This is a genomic window from Brenneria uluponensis, assembly GCF_032395385.1.
Taxonomy (GTDB): domain Bacteria; phylum Pseudomonadota; class Gammaproteobacteria; order Enterobacterales; family Enterobacteriaceae; genus Prodigiosinella; species Prodigiosinella aquatilis.
Genome location: NZ_CP135917.1, coordinates 2,496,025 through 2,512,303, shown reverse-complemented (window position 1 = coordinate 2,512,303; position 16,279 = coordinate 2,496,025). Strand labels below are relative to the sequence as shown.

At 48.7% G+C, this 16,279-nt stretch carries 17 protein-coding genes and 1 other annotated feature; of the genes, 5 read left to right on the top strand and 12 right to left on the bottom strand.

All coding sequences use genetic code 11. The annotated features are described in order from the left end of the window. Positions 1 to 20: 20 nt before the first annotated feature. A complete protein-coding gene (locus tag RS889_RS11495; RefSeq protein ID WP_315710840.1) occupies positions 21 to 1,688 on the bottom strand; it encodes a methyl-accepting chemotaxis protein in 1,668 nt (555 codons plus the stop codon). A gap of 130 nt (positions 1,689 to 1,818) precedes the next feature. Next, positions 1,819 to 2,115, bottom strand: coding sequence for a YciI family protein (locus RS889_RS11490; protein ID WP_315710839.1), 297 nt, complete (start codon positions 2,113 to 2,115; stop codon positions 1,819 to 1,821). Positions 2,116 to 2,346: 231 nt separating this feature from the next. On the opposite strand from RS889_RS11490, the gene tonB reads away from it, so the two are divergent. Beyond that, a complete protein-coding gene (tonB, locus tag RS889_RS11485) occupies positions 2,347 to 3,069 on the top strand; it encodes a TonB system transport protein TonB (protein ID WP_315710837.1) in 723 nt (240 codons plus the stop codon). Positions 3,070 to 3,125: 56 nt separating this feature from the next. Here the strand turns inward: tonB and yciA are convergent, their stop codons facing one another. From yciA to RS889_RS11465, 4 genes are all read right to left on the bottom strand, one after another. Next, a complete protein-coding gene (yciA, locus tag RS889_RS11480) occupies positions 3,126 to 3,554 on the bottom strand; it encodes an acyl-CoA thioester hydrolase YciA (protein WP_315710835.1) in 429 nt (142 codons plus the stop codon). Between the two features lie 53 nt (positions 3,555 to 3,607). Then, positions 3,608 to 4,171, bottom strand: coding sequence for a septation protein A (locus tag RS889_RS11475; RefSeq protein WP_021015961.1), 564 nt, complete (start codon positions 4,169 to 4,171; stop codon positions 3,608 to 3,610). 128 nt (positions 4,172 to 4,299) lie between these two features. After that, positions 4,300 to 5,052, bottom strand: coding sequence for a YciC family protein (locus RS889_RS11470; RefSeq protein WP_315710833.1), 753 nt, complete (start codon positions 5,050 to 5,052; stop codon positions 4,300 to 4,302). Between the two features lie 116 nt (positions 5,053 to 5,168). Further along, on the bottom strand, positions 5,169 to 5,531 hold the full coding sequence (locus RS889_RS11465) for a YkgJ family cysteine cluster protein (RefSeq protein ID WP_315710832.1): 363 nt from the start codon (positions 5,529 to 5,531) through the stop codon (positions 5,169 to 5,171). A 282-nt stretch (positions 5,532 to 5,813) separates the two neighbouring features. On the opposite strand from RS889_RS11465, the gene ompW reads away from it, so the two are divergent. Then, entirely contained in the window at positions 5,814 to 6,449 is a 636-nt protein-coding gene (ompW, locus tag RS889_RS11460; RefSeq protein ID WP_315710831.1) for an outer membrane protein OmpW, read from the top strand. Positions 6,450 to 6,677: 228 nt separating this feature from the next. Here ompW and trpA read toward each other — a convergent pair whose 3' ends face one another. From trpA to RS889_RS11430, 6 genes are read right to left on the bottom strand one after another with little or no spacing between them, the layout of a single operon-like run. Continuing rightward, positions 6,678 to 7,490: a tryptophan synthase subunit alpha gene (gene trpA / locus RS889_RS11455; RefSeq protein ID WP_315711022.1), complete on the bottom strand. Its 813-nt coding sequence runs from the start codon at positions 7,488 to 7,490 to the stop codon at positions 6,678 to 6,680. Beyond that, entirely contained in the window at positions 7,490 to 8,680 is a 1,191-nt protein-coding gene (gene trpB / locus RS889_RS11450; protein ID WP_021015966.1) for a tryptophan synthase subunit beta, read from the bottom strand. The genes trpA and trpB overlap by 1 nt, the downstream gene beginning before the upstream one ends. Then, complete coding sequence (trpCF, locus tag RS889_RS11445; protein ID WP_315711020.1) at positions 8,677 to 10,083, bottom strand: bifunctional indole-3-glycerol-phosphate synthase TrpC/phosphoribosylanthranilate isomerase TrpF; 1,407 nt, start codon at positions 10,081 to 10,083, stop codon at positions 8,677 to 8,679. The genes trpB and trpCF overlap by 4 nt, the downstream gene beginning before the upstream one ends. Positions 10,084 to 10,090: 7 nt before the next feature. Further along, positions 10,091 to 11,089 (bottom strand): anthranilate phosphoribosyltransferase, encoded by a 999-nt coding sequence (gene trpD / locus RS889_RS11440; RefSeq protein ID WP_315710829.1) that lies wholly within the window; start codon positions 11,087 to 11,089, stop codon positions 10,091 to 10,093. A gap of 14 nt (positions 11,090 to 11,103) precedes the next feature. After that, positions 11,104 to 11,682, bottom strand: coding sequence for a glutamine amidotransferase-related protein (locus RS889_RS11435; RefSeq protein ID WP_315710827.1), 579 nt, complete (start codon positions 11,680 to 11,682; stop codon positions 11,104 to 11,106). Then, positions 11,682 to 13,244 (bottom strand): anthranilate synthase component 1, encoded by a 1,563-nt coding sequence (locus RS889_RS11430; protein WP_315710826.1) that lies wholly within the window; start codon positions 13,242 to 13,244, stop codon positions 11,682 to 11,684. The genes RS889_RS11435 and RS889_RS11430 overlap by 1 nt, the downstream gene beginning before the upstream one ends. Before the next feature lie 22 nt (positions 13,245 to 13,266). Continuing rightward, positions 13,267 to 13,370, bottom strand: a sequence feature (Trp leader region). A 229-nt stretch (positions 13,371 to 13,599) separates the two neighbouring features. Here RS889_RS11430 and rnm point away from each other — a divergent pair. The 3 genes from rnm (at position 13,600) to rluB (ending at position 16,223) form a co-directional block, all read left to right on the top strand. Further along, positions 13,600 to 14,475, top strand: coding sequence for an RNase RNM (gene rnm, locus RS889_RS11425; RefSeq protein WP_315710825.1), 876 nt, complete (start codon positions 13,600 to 13,602; stop codon positions 14,473 to 14,475). 81 nt (positions 14,476 to 14,556) lie between these two features. Continuing rightward, on the top strand, positions 14,557 to 15,177 hold the full coding sequence (locus RS889_RS11420; protein WP_315710824.1) for an L-threonylcarbamoyladenylate synthase: 621 nt from the start codon (positions 14,557 to 14,559) through the stop codon (positions 15,175 to 15,177). Between the two features lie 173 nt (positions 15,178 to 15,350). Next, positions 15,351 to 16,223 carry a 23S rRNA pseudouridine(2605) synthase RluB gene (gene rluB, locus RS889_RS11415; protein ID WP_290182869.1) on the top strand — a complete coding sequence of 291 codons (873 nt, stop codon included), beginning with the start codon at positions 15,351 to 15,353 and terminating at the stop codon, positions 16,221 to 16,223. Positions 16,224 to 16,279: the final 56 nt, after the last annotated feature.

The following is a 16,279-nucleotide window of genomic DNA, read 5'->3' as shown; positions in this document are numbered from 1 at the left end:
ATGTTAGTGGTGTCTTGACGCTAGGATAATACCGGTATCATTGATGCTGCTGCGGCGGCGGCACCATGTGGCGCGGGATCAGCCGGTCGGGGTAATGAAAACAGAGAGACCGAAGCGGTTAGTTGTTCCGCTTGTTCCAGTAATGATGTGCAAGTTTGAGCCGATGCTGCTACCTGCCCGGCATTTTGCCGGACCGTATCGTTAAGCGTACTGATTCGGTTGGTGACTTCGTGGATACTCTGGTTTTGTTGCAGTGAAATAGTGGCAATGTCGTTCAGGAATGTGCATGTCTCTTTAGCTGCCCGAATGATCTCCTGCAAACTGTCATTCAAACGGGTTACCAATTGTGCGCCGGTGGTTACACTGTCATCAGATTCACGAATCAGGACATTAATGTTTTGTGCAGAGTTGCTGCTCTGTGCCGCTAGTGTTCCCACTTCCCGCGCCACAACGGAAAATCCCCGCCCCATATCACCGGCGCGGGCAGCTTCAATGGCAGCGTTCAACGACAAAATGTGCGTTTGAAACGCAACATTTTCAATCATACTGATAACTTCCGTCATCTCCTTGGTGCGCCCGGAAATATTCAACATGGCGTTTTTGACATCATTCATCATGTCTTCGCCACGCTCAGCGATGTGGCTGGTTTCTTCTGCATGGTGACTGGCCTGCTGAGTATGATGTGAATTCTGCTCCAAATGCTGACTGAGCTGGATAATATGCTCAGTGGTGGCTTTTAGCTCCAGTGACTGACGGTTAGCTTGAGTCGATAGCGTCTGGTTATCATTGGTGACATGATCAAGCTGTACCACCATATTTTCGATGCCTTGGCGAACCTGATTTATCAGGTCAACCAATCCGCTTTGCATTTGGATCACACTGTCATTTAATTGGGATATTTCACGGGTGGCGCGTTTTTCAGTTTTTATCGTATGAGAGAGATCACCTGCGGCAATTAATTGCAAATGATCGGTAATACGCTTCAAGGGGCGAATAATGGTTTTATTCACGCCTGCCCATACCATGGCGGATACTATCATTAATAACCCCAGCACGATGATGAAAATGGTATGCGCTTCATCCAGGTTGTTAAGTAATTTCTGACTGTGTTGCTTCTGTCGAGTGTCATTGTCCTGCAGATAACGAAAGTACTTTTTGGTGAAGTCGTTTTGGTAAGCCTGAATAGGGACGGAGAAGAAAATATCAATCTGATTGCTTTTTTTAATGCTTTCCGCCACTTCTTGCAGACCGGCATAGAGTTGTTGGTAACTGACTTTCAACGCGGCAAAGGCTGGATTTTTCTGTGCGGCGGTGCGGGTATTGAGTTGTTGATAATGTTTCTCGGCTTGTTGCAAAGACGTTTCTGCCTCACTCATCAGGCTGTGCCAGCTGCCGACAGAGCCTGTCTCTTTATCAACCATCAAATAGATGCCTGCGCGATTCAGTTTGTCACTGGCATTCATGATCTCCATGCGGGATTGATCCATTAATGCTTGTTGCTGTCGTAATGTTTCATTGGCGGCGCTATCTAGCCGCACCTGAGTCATGGTTTTTGAGATGATCCCGACTGAAAAAACTTGCAGTAAAGAGAATAACCCGATAATCAACAACAAACCGGAAAGGAAACTCAGCCGATATTGATGGAGTCTGCGCCATTTCCTGGTTTGTGATGTTGTGGACATTAACATATATTTTGACTCTCTACAGATTAAGAGTCGTCAAAATATCATCGTTAAATGACTAAAATATTTCAGATAATAGTCGAAGGAATGGAGATCTGACTTATTGATACTGCTATTGATCCCCATCATTTTAGAATTAAAAAACTTTCTTGAACGGCTTCACCGTGACGCTGCTATAGACGCCTGCTGCGGCGTAAGGATCGGCCTCCGCCCAGAATTCGGCCTCATGCAGGGAGTCAAATTCAGCGATGATAACTGAACCGGTAAAACCTGCTGTGCCGGGGTCTTCACTGTCAACGGCGGGGAGCGGCCCAGCGGTTAAAAGACGGCCCTGATCTCGCAGTGTTTGCAGTCGGGCCAGATGATCTGGTCGGGCAGCCAGACGTTGCGGTAAGGCATCAGGTGTGTCAGTAGCGTAAATAAGATAAAGCATTAAAGTAGCCCTCAGTAGTCATCGCTATGCCGAGTGATAGCGGGAGATGTTTTGAGATAACGTTTCAGAACGGAGATTCTAGCATAGGGAATGTCTGTAAAAGGGAAACTGATTGACGCTGTAGCTGAATATCCATCTTAATCATCGGTTTTTAACAATGTAGCCTAACGGTATTGAATATGATTGCTATTTGCATTTAAAATCGGAGTCCTAAGAGGACAATGTAATACTATGCCGCAAAAAAAGTTTTTCCTTGCTCGTCGATTCTCATGGCCTTTCATTCTTTCAGTTGGCTTTCATTGTCTAGTGATTGCCGGACTGCTGTACGCATCCCTGAATAATCCCACAACAACTTTACCAACGGAATCGCAACCCATCAGTGTGGTGATGGTTAATCCCGCTGTACTGGAGGCAGCCCCGGCGCCACGGCCCAAAGAAACGTCACCTTCGGAGTCAATGCATGAACCTGAACTACAGCCAAAACCCGTACCTGAGCCGGTTCCGGTTCCATTGCCTGAGCCCAAGCCAAAACCAAAACCAGTGAAGAAAGTCAAACCATCCAAACCGCCTATTCGCCAGCGCGCTGTAGAGAAACAGCCACCGTCACATCTCACCAGTGATGAGCCGTTACTGTCGGTAAACACGGCGCCGGTTAGGCAGTCTCCAACCGTTAACGTGCCATCGTCCGGTCCTCGGCCTCTCAGTCGTACGCAACCGGAATACCCGGCGCGTGCTTTTGCCTTGCGCATTGAAGGGCGAGTTAAGTTGCAATTTGACGTTAACGCATCCGGCAGAGTGGATAATGTGCGCGTGTTATCGGCTGAACCTAAAAATATGTTTGAGCGTGCTATCAAACAAGCGATGCGTAAATGGCGTTATGAAGAGAATAAGCCAGCCAAGGATTTGGTGGTGACCATTATGTTCAAAATTAATGGTGGGGCGGCGATGGAGTGATTGTCTCAATATCGGGAGATTAGGCGCTATCATTAAGATAGCGCCATTCTAGGGTATTATCCCTTATCTGGCGTAAAATGGCTCTTTCCAGATGGCAATTCTCGTGGTCTTCCGTCATCGTCAACCGCTACATAGGTAAACAGTGCCTCGGTGGCTCGATAACGTTGTCCAATGGGTTCGGAAGAGACTTTCTTCACCCACACTTCTACATTGATGGTGATTGAACTGCGACCAGTACGGGTACAAAGGGCATAACAGCAAACTACGTCGCCGACAGCCACTGATTTGAGAAAGGTCATACCGTCTACACGAACGGTAACCACTCGACCTTCCGCGATTTCCTTAGCCAGAATCGCGCCGCCAATATCCATCTGGGACATTAACCAGCCACCAAAAATATCACCGTTAGCATTGGTATCCGCAGGCATCGCCAGTGTTCGGAGTACCAATTCACCATGGGGTAGTATTACGTCTTGTTTGTTCATCGTAGTATCAACTAAAAAGTGTGAGTAATATGAATACGTGTTTAAGCGTCAAATTAGGTATCGCGTTCATCATGTTCCGGCTTTCCCGGTTCAATCGATAGATGGCGATAAATGTAGAGCCCACACAGTAAGGTAAATACCAGCGTAAGACCGGTTAATCCAAACACCTTGAAATTAACCCAAACACTTTGCGGCATCCAGAAGGCAATATAAATATTTGCCAGGCCACAGATAATGAAAAAGAGCGCCCATGAGACGTTAAGTTTTGCCCATATCTGCTGTGGCAGAGTGATGTCCTTGCCTAGCATCTGCTGGATAATAGGTCTCTTCATGACAAACTGACTTACTAATAACACAGCTGCAAACAGGGTATAAATAAAAGTGACTTTCCATTTTATGAACTGGTCGTTATGAAATATCAGCGTCAGGGAACCAAATATGACAACCATAACGAAGGTAATCAGCATCATTTTTTCAATTTTGCGATAGATAAACCAACTGATGAGCAGTGATGCGGCCGTAGCGGCGATCAATGCGCCGGAGGCAACATAGATGTCGTAAAGCTTATAAAAAGTAAAAAAAACAATAAGGGGGATAAAATCAAGAAGTTGCTTCATTGTGGTAATCCGTCGCTTAACCTTGTATTGGCGATAGACCGTCTTATGGCTCTATCAGAAGTCATACTGTCACATCACCACCGGTAAAGCCAGAGGCTGGTGCCACTTGAATAGTAGCACCTTGGATGTCAGGCGCGTAAGAGCATATACAGACGGAACAGATAAATCAGTAACAGCGCGGAAATAAAGTTGCTGGCACCATTTATTATCACTGCCAATGCAGTCGGTGAAACCAGCGGCATTTTAGCAGCCAATAGTAAAAGAATAACTTTGACGATAAGCCATAACATAACCGCCGGTGCGGTAATCCGTAAATTGGCAAAGGCCAGTTTGCTACTGGCGCGCATGGAGAAGAGAATCCCACGCTTTTCACTAATGGCTATGATGGGCGATAAACTCAATGCAATTGCCAATAATATGCCCGGTACGATTACCAGCAATACACCGACCTGGATAAGCAAGGTACATATCAGGAGCAGTAGTAACAGTTTTGGCAATAATGGTGCCGCCGCGCCGATTGCTCGCAAGGCGCTGGTGCGGGCACCGGCGGATACCATCTGGATCAACATCAGTACTCCACCCGTAAGCAATGCATTACCGACAAGTGATGCAAATGTCCCTGCCGCTGACGCTTTTAACAAGACGAGTTGTTGTTCTGGCGTCATTTGCTGAATGAGCTCGCTCAATCCCGGCTGGTTGACAGAAGAGAGGTTAAGGCTGTTGCTGTTCAGTAGCTGTAGTTGGTCGCTATCTGGTGTAAAAACATGGTTGATAACGACAGTAATCAACGCTGCCGACAGTGCCAGCATCAGGATGCTGGCAAACTGGTTACGCGCAAAATACATCGTGTCACGGTACAACGTACTGGCCGTGATAGGCATGAAAACTCCTTGGCAAAAGGTTATCAATCTAACTTGGTGGCTGATTGTAACTCGTTACGCTAGACAGTGGCACCCCGACAGTAATCACGATTATCTGTTTCTTTTTGTTCCGAACTTCAATCCTTAAGTTTAATCACTCTGGTTGCTATAAGCGCAGGAAGTCCGTAATAGGCGCGGGCACGATCGCAAGCTTCGTTTATCTGGCTATTTTCTCCTGACGGAGAAAATTCGTGACAAGTGGAAGGTCGATTGGCGTAAATTCGGCACCGGACCGCAATACCAATTTCACCGTCTAATGCACAACAACGAGGCGATTTACGGTTTGTTCCCTGCATGCAACGCAGAAAAGGAGATATAGGTTCCGTTAGCGAGACAGGAACGGCGCCCACACCGTCATCAGCTTCGGCCCAATAGAAAGAAACGCGAAAATAACTACAGCAAGCACCGCATTGCATACAGGGGCTGATGTATTCACTCATTCTGATTATCCCGCCGACTTTCGTCAGTATTGAATCATGCGCAGTAGAAGAAGAAATTTACGCCTAAATGAATCCTGTGACAGTTTTTATTTCAATGCCGTTTTTATGCCTTAAGGTCGATTTTTGATTTAGATCAAGTCTTGTATTTTTAATGACTTAGAGCAAATTGATGTGTGTAAAAATTTACCAAGAAACATGTCAAGATGTGATCTGGATTAAAACAAGAATACTTACCCGGGGGTATATTGCGCTCGACTTTAAACCATACAAAAGGGGTGGGTAATGAAAAAGGCGTCTTTATTATTAATGGCAGCAGCGTTAATGCCAGCTTTTGCGCAGGCTAATCAAGCGGGTGATATCATTGTTCGTGCAGGTACGGCTATTTTACGTCCTAATGAAGGTTCAGATAATGTGCTGGGGTCATTAGGGTCTTTTAACGTTGATAACAATACTCAATTGGGATTAACGTTCACTTATATGGCAACTGATAATATTGGTGTGGAGTTACTGGCAGCTACGCCGTTCCAGCATAAAGTAGGCTTAAATGGTCTTGGTACAATTGCGGAAGTGAAACATCTGCCCCCTACATTAATGGCTCAGTATTATTTTGGACAAAAAGAAGACAAGCTGCGCCCTTATTTAGGGGTTGGTGTGAACTATACGACCTTCTTTGATGAAAAATTCAATGAAACCGGCAAAAACAATGGGTTAAGTGATTTAAGTTTCACTGACTCCTGGGGGATAGCCGCCCAGGCTGGGTTGGATTATAACCTGAATAAAAACTGGTTACTGAATATGTCTCTCTGGTGGATGGATATTAACACTGATGTGAAATTCAAGGCGAGCGGTCAAGATCAAACTGTCAGCACTCGTCTTGATCCCTGGTTATTTATGTTTGCCGTAGGTTACAAGTTCTGAGTTGATATCAATATATGATGAAAAAGCGGTAGCCTTCGCTTAGTTATTGTATGGCTTGTTAACTGAATTTATTTCACAATAAACTAACGACGAAAGGGTACTTTATGTGAAATAAAAGCGGCGGAATAGTTATCCCGCCGCTTTTCTATCTCATTCTGTCGGGTATTTATTTCCTGCATGATGTCAGATGAATGAGTTGATTATTACTCATTACACAATGAGACGCTTTTAGCGTGAAGGGCGGGTCGCCGCTTTCATGCTACGGACAAATTCACTTAGTTGTTCCAACATTTCTTTTGGTCGCTTCTGGTGTTGTTCAATAATTTTTACAATGGCAGAACCAGAAATGGCGCCGGCGGCACCCGCTTTTAATACCAGCTCGACCTGGGTGGGATCGGAAATGCCAAACCCTTGTAGCGGTGGGGCGGCGTGGTATTCATGCAGCTTGGCCAACAGATGGTGCAGCGGTAACTGAGCCCGGGTTTCCGCCCCAGTAACTCCGGCACGGGACAGCAAATAAGTATAGCCACGCCCGTGAGATGCAATTTCACGTAGCAGTTCATCATCTGCATTGGGTGGGCAGATGAAGATAGGCGCAATGTTGTGACGCTGCGCCGCAGTACGGAATGGTGCTGACTCTTCCAGAGGAACATCCGCAACCAGTACAGAATCGACGCCAACCTGGGCGCAGCGCTGGTAAAATGCGTCGATACCATTGCTGAACACCAGATTGGCATACATCAGTAATCCCATTGGCAATTCAGGGTATTTCTGGCGGATAACCGTGAGCATTTCAAAACAATGTTCAGGCGTCACTCCGGCAGCGAAGGCTCGCAAGGTCGCATTCTGTATCGTTGGGCCATCCGCCAGCGGATCGGAAAACGGAATGCCTAATTCCAGTGCGTCGGCCCCCGAAGCAACCAGCGTATCAATAATTTGTAGTGATAGTTCAGGGGAAGGATCACCGAGTGTCACAAAAGGTACAAAAGCACCTTCCTTCTTTTCTGCCAATCGACTAAACAAGGCATGGTAACGTTCCATCATATTTCTCCCCGAGCTTTCAGAATATCGTGAACTGTAAAAATGTCTTTGTCCCCACGACCGGAAAGGTTAACGACCAGGATTTGTTCTTTCTCTGGCTCTGCTTTAATCATTTTGATCGCGTAAGCCAATGCGTGAGAAGACTCTAGCGCCGGAATTATCCCTTCATGGCGGGACAATTCTTTAAAAGCATCCAATGCTTCATCATCGGTTATTGAGACGTAATCCGCCCGACCAATGCTATTGAGATAAGCATGCTGTGGCCCCACTGATGGGAAATCCAGTCCGGCGGAAAGTGAATAGGACTCTTCAATTTGGCCTTCAGCCGTCTGCATCATTGGCGATTTCATACCAAAGTAAATACCGACCCGGCCATGTTTTAGCGGAGCGCCATGCTGTCCGGTTTCAATGCCCAACCCTGCAGGTTCAACACCAATCAGGCGAACCGTTGGCTCGTCAATAAAGTCGGCAAACATACCAATGGCGTTGGAGCCCCCCCCAACACACGCAAGTACGGCGTCTGGCAGGCGGCCCTCTCTTTCGAGCATTTGCGCCTTGGTTTCTTCGCCGATCATCCGCTGAAATTCCCGAACAATCGTGGGATAGGGATGTGGGCCGGCGGCCGTTCCCAACAGATAATGTGCTTGTTCATAACTGCCAGACCAATCTCGCAGCGCCTCATTACAGGCGTCTTTCAGTGTAGCGGAACCACTGTGTACCGGGATGACTTCCGCTCCCATCAGTCGCATACGGAATACGTTCGGCGACTGGCGCTCTACATCTTTCGCTCCCATATAAATACGGCATTTTAGCCCAAGAAGCGCACAGGCTAACGCCGTTGCCACTCCGTGCTGACCCGCACCGGTTTCAGCGATAATCTCTGTTTTCCCCATACGCAGGGCAAGCAATGCCTGTCCCAGAACCTGGTTGGTTTTGTGCGCGCCACCGTGCAGGAGGTCTTCCCGTTTCAGGTAAAGTTTGGTGCGGGTTCCCGCCGTCAGATTTTTACATAAGGTCAGCGCTGTGGGGCGCCCGGCGTAGTTTTTCAACAGATCAGTAAACTCGGCCTGAAATTCAGGATCACGCTGTGCATTGACGAATGCATCTTCAAGCTGGCGCAACGCTGGCATCAGTATTTGTGGTACGTATTGTCCACCAAACTCACCAAAATAAGGATTAAGTAACGTCATAATAAGCCTGTCTTTATTTGATTCAATGGGGCGCGATGTTGCTGCGCAGTGCGCAGGATGTTAAACACCGCCGCGATTTTCTGTGGATCCTTGATACCCGGTTGGCTTTCCACGCCGGAATTAAAATCCAGACCGGCGCAACCGAACGTAGTGGCCTGGGCTGTATTTTCTGTGCTCAATCCACCAGCCAGTAACACATGATTTAGTGTGTGTCCGTGCAGCAAGGACCAGTCAAACGTCTTACCACTGCCACCCTGGGTATTATCCAGCACGATGCGATCGACGTTTTCCAGTTCAAGGTCAGGTAGTGTGGTATTCACACCCAGGGCCTTCCAGATTTTGCATTGTGTTGGAAGTTGTTGGCGTAATGCGTTAATGGTGTGTTGATCTTCATGTCCATGCAATTGAACCGCAGCCAGATTAAGTTTCTCTGCTGTTGTGACGATATCGGCAATTGCTGCATCACGAAATACACCGACATAACGCAGCGCCGCACCCGTGATGATGGTTTCAGCCTGTGCGACGGAAATATACCGGGGAGATGACTCGACAAAAATCAGCCCACCATAAACAGCACCGGCCTGATAGGCGACGGCAGCATCTTCGGGTCGAGTCAGCCCGCAGACTTTATTTTCTCCCAGAATGACCCGGCGTACGGCCAAGGCAAGATCCGGCTCAGACATCAGGGAACTGCCAATCAGAAAACCGTCAGCGAACGGGCTGAGCGCCTGGATGTCTGCAAAGCGGCTGATGCCTGATTCGCTAATCACGGTAACGCTGGCGGGTAAACGTGGTGCCAGCGTGCGGGTTCGGTTCAGATCGATGGAGAGATCACGTAAGTCCCGGTTATTAATCCCGACAACTTGCGCGTCAAGATGAATAGCGCGTTGTAATTCGCTTTCATTACTGGCTTCCGTTAATACGCCCATGTTCAGGCTGTGCGCCACCGCGGCCAATTGCCGATACTGCGTATCATCCAGAACAGAGAGCATTAGCAGAATGGCATCCGCCTGATAATGCCGGGCCAGATAGATTTGATAAGGGTCAATAATAAAGTCTTTGCACAGTACCGGTTGTGGGACTGTTGCGCTGACCTGGGCCAAAAATTCAAAATTGCCCTGAAAGTATTTTTCATCTGTTAATACGGAAATTGCCGACGCGTAATCCTGATAAACCCGGGCTATCGCCACCGGATCAAAATCGGTACGAATCAACCCTTTTGAGGGAGACGCTTTTTTACATTCAAGGATGAACGCCGGGTGAGCGCGTTTTAGTGACTGATAAAAGCTGCGCTGGCTGGGTTTCACCAGATGTTGAAAATCTGCCAGTGGCTGCTGTTGCCGACGTTCCTCGATCCACAACGCTTTGTCGCGTACAATTTTAGTTAATACGGTGTCTTGCATCACATCATTATCCTCTGGCGGCCAAGGCAACAACGCGCTGATATGCCTGCCCGCTATGTATCACTTCCAGTGCCTGTTGCGCGTTTTGTCGCAGATCTTCCTGTCCAAACAGTTTCAACAGCAACGCGACGTTGGCGGCGACCGCAGCTTCATGGGCACGTTCACCGTGACCTTGTAGCAGTTGTGCCAGAATATCACGGTTTTCTTCGGGCGTGCCGCCCTGCAATGCCGCCAGTGGAAAGCTGTCCAATCCAAAATCGCGGTGAGTCAATTCATACACGTCTATATTACCGTCACGTAGCTCGGCTACCTGAGTAGGAGCATGAATGGCCACTTCATCCATACCACCGCCATGTACTACTGCGGCGCGCTGATAACCCAATGCTTTCAGTGTTTCAGCAATAGGGCGAACCAGTTCCGGGCTGTAAACGCCGATCAACGCCAGTGGTGGATGTGCCGGGTTGATTAACGGACCCAGTACGTTGAACACCGTGCGAGTTTTCAACTGCTGCCGAACCGGCATTGCATGACGAAACCCGGTGTGATATTGCGGAGCAAACAGGAAACATACCCCAAGTTCATCTAGTGCCTGACGAGATGTCTGTGCCGACATATCCAAACGAATACCAAATGCTGACAGCAGGTCGGAAGAGCCGGAGCGGCTGGATACGCTGCGATTACCATGTTTAGCCACTTTCACTCCGCAACTGGCCGCGACAAATGCGCTAGCTGTGGAAATATTAATGCTGCTGGTACCGTCGCCACCGGTACCAACGATATCGGCAAACAGATAGTCGGGGCGTGGAAACGGTTGAGCATCTTCCAGTAGTGCGGCGGCAGCCCCGGCGATTTCGTCTGGATGTTCACCACGGACTTTCATGCTAATCAGCGCGGCGGCCAATTGGGTCGGCTCCAGTTCACCCCGGACAATGGCACGGAATAACTGGTGACTTTCCTGGCGGCTGAGCGTTTCTGCACAATAGAGTTTTTCGAGAATACTTTTCATGATTTTTTCCTTGGCTATGCCAGTGCCCATTCCAGGGTTTGATTCAACAACCGTGCACCGTGGGTGGTCAGTATGGATTCAGGATGGAATTGAAAACCACAGACCCTATGTTCATTGTGACGAACCGCCATCACCATATCGTTAAAGCGGGCATTGACAATAAGTTCGTCGGGAATGTTACTGCCTACCAGCGAGTGATAACGCGCTACCGGTAAGGGCTTTGGCAGGCCGTTAAACATTTCCTGTCCGTCATGTTCGATAGAAGAGGCTTTACCATGCAGGATTTCCCCGGCCTGACCAACATGACCGCCGTAGGCTTCGACAATGGCCTGATGCCCAAGACAAATACCGACGATTGGCAATCGTCCACGTAATTGCTGCAACAGCTCGGGCATACAACCGGCCTGAGCGGGCGTGCCGGGACCGGGAGACAGCATCAGAATCGCGTTTTCCATTTGTTGTAGACGCTCGATTATCACGCTGGTGGGGAGTTGATTACGATAAACCACAACATGATGTTTGCTGGCCCGCAGTTGATCGACCAGGTTGTACGTGAACGAGTCGATGTTATCGAGCAATAGGATATCCGCCATTAGAACACCTCCTTGGCGTGGTGGGCGCTGGCAATGGCGCGTAAAACAGCACGGGCCTTGTTACGGGTTTCATCGGCTTCAGACTGGGGATCGGAATCCAGCACGATACCGGCGCCAGCCTGAACCGTGGCTATGCCATCTTCCACATAGGCGGAACGAATGACGATGCAGGTATCCAGATCACCGTGTGCGGTAAAATACCCGACGGCGCCGCCATAGCTGCCTCGCCGGTTCTTTTCGCTATTGGCAATCAGCTGCATGGCGCGTACTTTGGGGGCCCCGCTCAACGTACCCATATTCATGCAGGCGCGATAGGCATGTAGTACATCCAGATCGGCTCGTAACGTGCCGACTACGCGGGAAACCAGATGCATCACGAATGAATACCGGTCAACTTTGGTCAAATCGGCCACGTAACGGCTACCCGGCTCGCAGATCCGCGCCAGATCGTTGCGTGCCAGATCCACTAGCATCAAATGCTCTGCCAGCTCTTTATGATCGGTACGCATTTCCAGCTCGATACGGCTGTCCAGATCGCGATCCAGGGAACCATCCGCATGGCGTCCTCGGGGGCGGGTGCCGGCAATTGGATAAATTTCAATCTGACGATTGTCAGCTGAGTATTTCAGGGAGCTTTCCGGTGAAGCGCCAAACAGGGTGAAATCCTGGTCCTGCATGTAGAACATATACGGACTGGGATTGTTATCCTTCAGCGTTTGATAAGCAGACAGCGGGGAAGGACAGGGCAGAGAGAAACGTCGGGAGGGAACGACCTGAAAAATTTCCCCGATGCGGATAGCCTGTTGCATCTGACTGACTACTTCACCATAGTCTTCATCACTTTGATTACAGCTCAGCGTCATACTCTCAACGAACTGACAAGGCAGAGGCGGGGCGGGTTGAAGCAACTGATGCTGTAACTGTTTCAGTCGTTGCTGCAAACGCTGACGTTCGGCACCGTCTGACGTAAACAGGCTGGCCTGAATGTGAGTGACTTGTTGTTGGTGATCAACAATCACCAAGGTTTCAGCCAGATAAAAACAGTAGTCCGGGCAACGCTGTTGTTGTCCCAGCGGTGGTAATGCCTCAAATCCGGCGACCAGATCGTAGGCAAACAGTCCACCTAGAAACATGGCTTCACGTTCGTTGGGGGGACACTTTACTAGTGTCAGTAACTGACGAAGGGCATCAAATACGGAAAGGGAACACAGACGTGCATCCTCATCCTGTATCATGTCTGTAGCAGGAAAAGTCAGTTCGCGACAATTGGGGCGCGCTTCAATAATCACACTGGGCGGAAAGGCATCATCCAGTAATGGTAGCAATGACGCGCCGTTAGCGGTTAGCGCCTGTATGAAAACCTGGGGACCCAGTGCGGTAATGCGCAATGCACTGTCAACGATCAACAGACTCTTCAGGTTTTGCTTACTATCAATTTCAGCTGATTCCAGCAACAGTGTGGCAGGTCTGGCACCACAGAGCTGATGAAACATCGCACTGGGATTGTTGTGGTAAGTAGCCTCAGTACTCAGGAGTTCAAGTTCGGATTGTGTTGTCTGCATTATCTTTACTCTTGTTTTGCCCATAAAAAAACCCGCTGATGAGCGGGCTTTGGGATATCTGCATGTTCTGATAACAGCTATGCGTGATTACTCCGCCCGCGAAAGGGAAGAGCGCCACCAACCTGCATTTTTCTTTTTAAACAGCATTGCCATTATCGTATCCCTTGCGTTTCGCTGAACTTGTGTACTAGTTAACTGGAACGAAGTAAATAAGTCAATAAAAAATTCAGGTTATTTTTAAGGTGTTTCACACAGAGTACCTATAGTCAGAAAATCCGATTCTTTCTTATCCTTTTCCCTTTGTTAATGGCATGATGCCGTCAAGTCTTCACTCCTGACTGGATAAATAACCACTGTGCCAGAAGCGTCTTCGATACTTTCTTCTTTTCCGCTTTATGATTTGCATAGCCATACGACAGCATCCGACGGACTACTGACGCCAACAGAACTAGTTCAGCGTGCCGTTGAGATGCGGGTCGGTGTGCTGGCTATTACCGACCATGACACGACGGCTGCACTGGATGAGGCGCAGACCGCGATTCGCCAGTGTTCTTTGCCGTTGCGATTGATTACCGGTGTTGAAATCTCAACATTGTGGGAAAACCATGAAATTCATATTGTTGGGCTGGGGCAGGATTGCAGTCATCTGGCACTGGTAAACTTGTTGCAGCAACAGTCCGACTACCGCTTGCAACGGGCGGAGCATATCGGCTTGCGGTTGGAAAAGGCACAAATTCCTGACGCGTTCGCCGGTGCCGCCCGACTGGCCGCTGGCGGCACGATAACCCGTGGGCACTTTGCCCGCTATCTGGTAGAACAAGGGCGTGCGGAGAATATCAGTCAGGTCTTTAAGAAGTACCTGGCAAAAGGGAAAACCGGTTATGTTCCATCACAGTGGTGTACAATACAACAGGCTATAGACGCAATACACCAATCAGGAGGTGTTGCAGTGCTGGCTCACCCTGGACGCTATGATTTAACGGCTAAGTGGTTGAAACGGCTACTGCGTCATTTCACCGATTGTGGTGGTGATGCAATGGAAGTGGCGCAGTGCCAGCAGGCACCTGATGAGCGTTTGCAATTGGCGCGTTATGCGCGGGAATATCGTTTGCTGGGATCTCAGGGTTCAGATTTTCATCAACCCTGTGCCTGGATTGAGTTAGGTCGTAAGTTGTGGTTACCTGGCGATGTTGAGCCGGTGTGGCAGCATGCGGCGCTGACGCAACGGTGAGTATCTGCTGGCGCGATCAGATCAGCGGACTGCTGATGAGCAAAAGACTGGTGCGCTGTGTTTTGGGAGGCATAAGGTAGTATGAGTCAGTTTTTCTATATTCACCCACAGAACCCTCAATTACGACTAATTAATCAGACGGTGGAAGTGCTGCATAAGGGGGGGGTTATTGTCTACCCTACGGATTCTGGCTATGCACTGGGATGTATGTTGGAAGATAAATCCGCGATGGAACAGATTTGCCGTATACGCAACGTGGACAATAATCATAATTTCACACTGGTGTGTCGCGATCTGTCCGAATTATCCACCTATGCTTATGTGGATAATACGGCATTTCGTCTGATTAAAAACAATACCCCTGGGAATTACACCTTTATCCTGAAAGCAACAAAAGAAGTTCCGCGCCGCCTGATGAATGAAAAACGTAAAACCATCGGTCTGCGTGTTCCTTCTAACCCAATAGCATTGGCACTGTTGGAAGCGTTGAACGAACCGCTGATGTCCACGACATTAATCTTGCCGAGCAATGATTTTGCGGAGTCAGATCCGGAGGAGATACAGGAACGTTTGGGAAAACGAGTGGATCTGGTTATTCATGGTGGTTCTTTGGGGCAACAACCGACCACCGTGATTGATTTGACCGACACGTCGCCGCAGGTCGTTCGGGAAGGTACCGGAGATGTCACCCCTTTTCTATAGATGGTGGTGGATTTCCCTTCATTGGGGCTAACATTTGGCATACAAATGGCGCGAATCTCTGTATAATCGCGCCATTATTTTTTATAACTCATTATTTTTCCATGAGTTACCGCTACAGCTGGTAACAGATCCATCCCCCGACGCCTGGGAAGGCGACACTTAGAGGTTGCTCGATGAGCGAAAAGCTACAGAAAGTGATGGCGCGCGCAGGTCATGGTTCGCGCCGTGAAATTGAAAGTATGATCCAGCAGGGACGAATTAGCGTTGATGGTAAAATTGCCACGCTGGGCGATCGTGTTGAGGTCACCAACGCGACAAAAATCCGTATTGATGGTCATGTGGTTGTTGTTCGGGATACCGAGCAAACAGTATGCCGCGTGCTGATGTATTACAAACCGGAAGGCGAACTTTGCACCCGCAGCGATCCAGATGGTCGTCCTACCGTGTTTGACCGTTTACCAAAAATTCAAGGTTCTCGTTGGGTAGCAGTAGGTCGTCTTGATGTTAATACGTCTGGATTACTGTTGTTTACTACGGATGGTGAACTGGCAAACCGATTAATGCATCCCAGCCAGGAAGTAGAAAGGGAGTACGCTGTACGTGTGTTTGGTGAGGTAAATGATGAAAAAATCAAACAACTCAGCAAGGGCGTACAGTTGGATGATGGCCCGGCATCATTCCGCAAGATTCGCTACCAGGGGGGTGAAGGATTAAACCAATGGTATAACGTGACATTGACCGAAGGACGTAACCGTGAAGTGCGTCGTTTGTGGGAAGCCGTTGGCGTACAGGTCAGCCGGTTGATCCGTGTTCGTTACGGTGATATCCAACTACCCAAAGGGTTACCCCGTGGTGGCTGGGCAGAAATGAACCTCACGGATGTCAATTATCTGCGTGAATTGGTTAAACTTACACCAGAAACCGTTAGCAAACTGCCCGTGGAACGCGAACGTCGGCGTGTCAAAGCCAATCAAATCCGTCGTGCCGTGAAACGACATAGCCAAGTGAGTACCACGCGCCGTAACGCGCCTAAACGTAACGGTTAGCATGCGTCAGGATACTTGCACAATGCACAGTATCCTGATGTTATTTGATCCTGATG

Excerpts from the sequence above, each read along its gene's own strand:
- RS889_RS11495 (WP_315710840.1), bottom strand. The coding sequence starts at position 1,688 with ATGTTAATGTCCACAACATCACAAACCAGGAAATGGCGCAGACTCCAT.
- RS889_RS11490 (WP_315710839.1), bottom strand. The coding sequence starts at position 2,115 with ATGCTTTATCTTATTTACGCTACTGACACACCTGATGCCTTACCGCAA.
- tonB (WP_315710837.1), top strand. The coding sequence starts at position 2,347 with ATGCCGCAAAAAAAGTTTTTCCTTGCTCGTCGATTCTCATGGCCTTTC.
- yciA (WP_315710835.1), bottom strand. The coding sequence starts at position 3,554 with ATGAACAAACAAGACGTAATACTACCCCATGGTGAATTGGTACTCCGA.
- RS889_RS11475 (WP_021015961.1), bottom strand. The coding sequence starts at position 4,171 with ATGAAGCAACTTCTTGATTTTATCCCCCTTATTGTTTTTTTTACTTTT.
- RS889_RS11470 (WP_315710833.1), bottom strand. The coding sequence starts at position 5,052 with ATGCCTATCACGGCCAGTACGTTGTACCGTGACACGATGTATTTTGCG.
- RS889_RS11465 (WP_315710832.1), bottom strand. The coding sequence starts at position 5,531 with ATGAGTGAATACATCAGCCCCTGTATGCAATGCGGTGCTTGCTGTAGT.
- ompW (WP_315710831.1), top strand. The coding sequence starts at position 5,814 with ATGAAAAAGGCGTCTTTATTATTAATGGCAGCAGCGTTAATGCCAGCT.
- trpA (WP_315711022.1), bottom strand. The coding sequence starts at position 7,490 with ATGGAACGTTACCATGCCTTGTTTAGTCGATTGGCAGAAAAGAAGGAA.
- trpB (WP_021015966.1), bottom strand. The coding sequence starts at position 8,680 with ATGACGTTACTTAATCCTTATTTTGGTGAGTTTGGTGGACAATACGTA.
- trpCF (WP_315711020.1), bottom strand. The coding sequence starts at position 10,083 with ATGCAAGACACCGTATTAACTAAAATTGTACGCGACAAAGCGTTGTGG.
- trpD (WP_315710829.1), bottom strand. The coding sequence starts at position 11,089 with ATGAAAAGTATTCTCGAAAAACTCTATTGTGCAGAAACGCTCAGCCGC.
- RS889_RS11435 (WP_315710827.1), bottom strand. The coding sequence starts at position 11,682 with ATGGCGGATATCCTATTGCTCGATAACATCGACTCGTTCACGTACAAC.
- RS889_RS11430 (WP_315710826.1), bottom strand. The coding sequence starts at position 13,244 with ATGCAGACAACACAATCCGAACTTGAACTCCTGAGTACTGAGGCTACT.
- RS889_RS11420 (WP_315710824.1), top strand. The coding sequence starts at position 14,557 with ATGAGTCAGTTTTTCTATATTCACCCACAGAACCCTCAATTACGACTA.
- rluB (WP_290182869.1), top strand. The coding sequence starts at position 15,351 with ATGAGCGAAAAGCTACAGAAAGTGATGGCGCGCGCAGGTCATGGTTCG.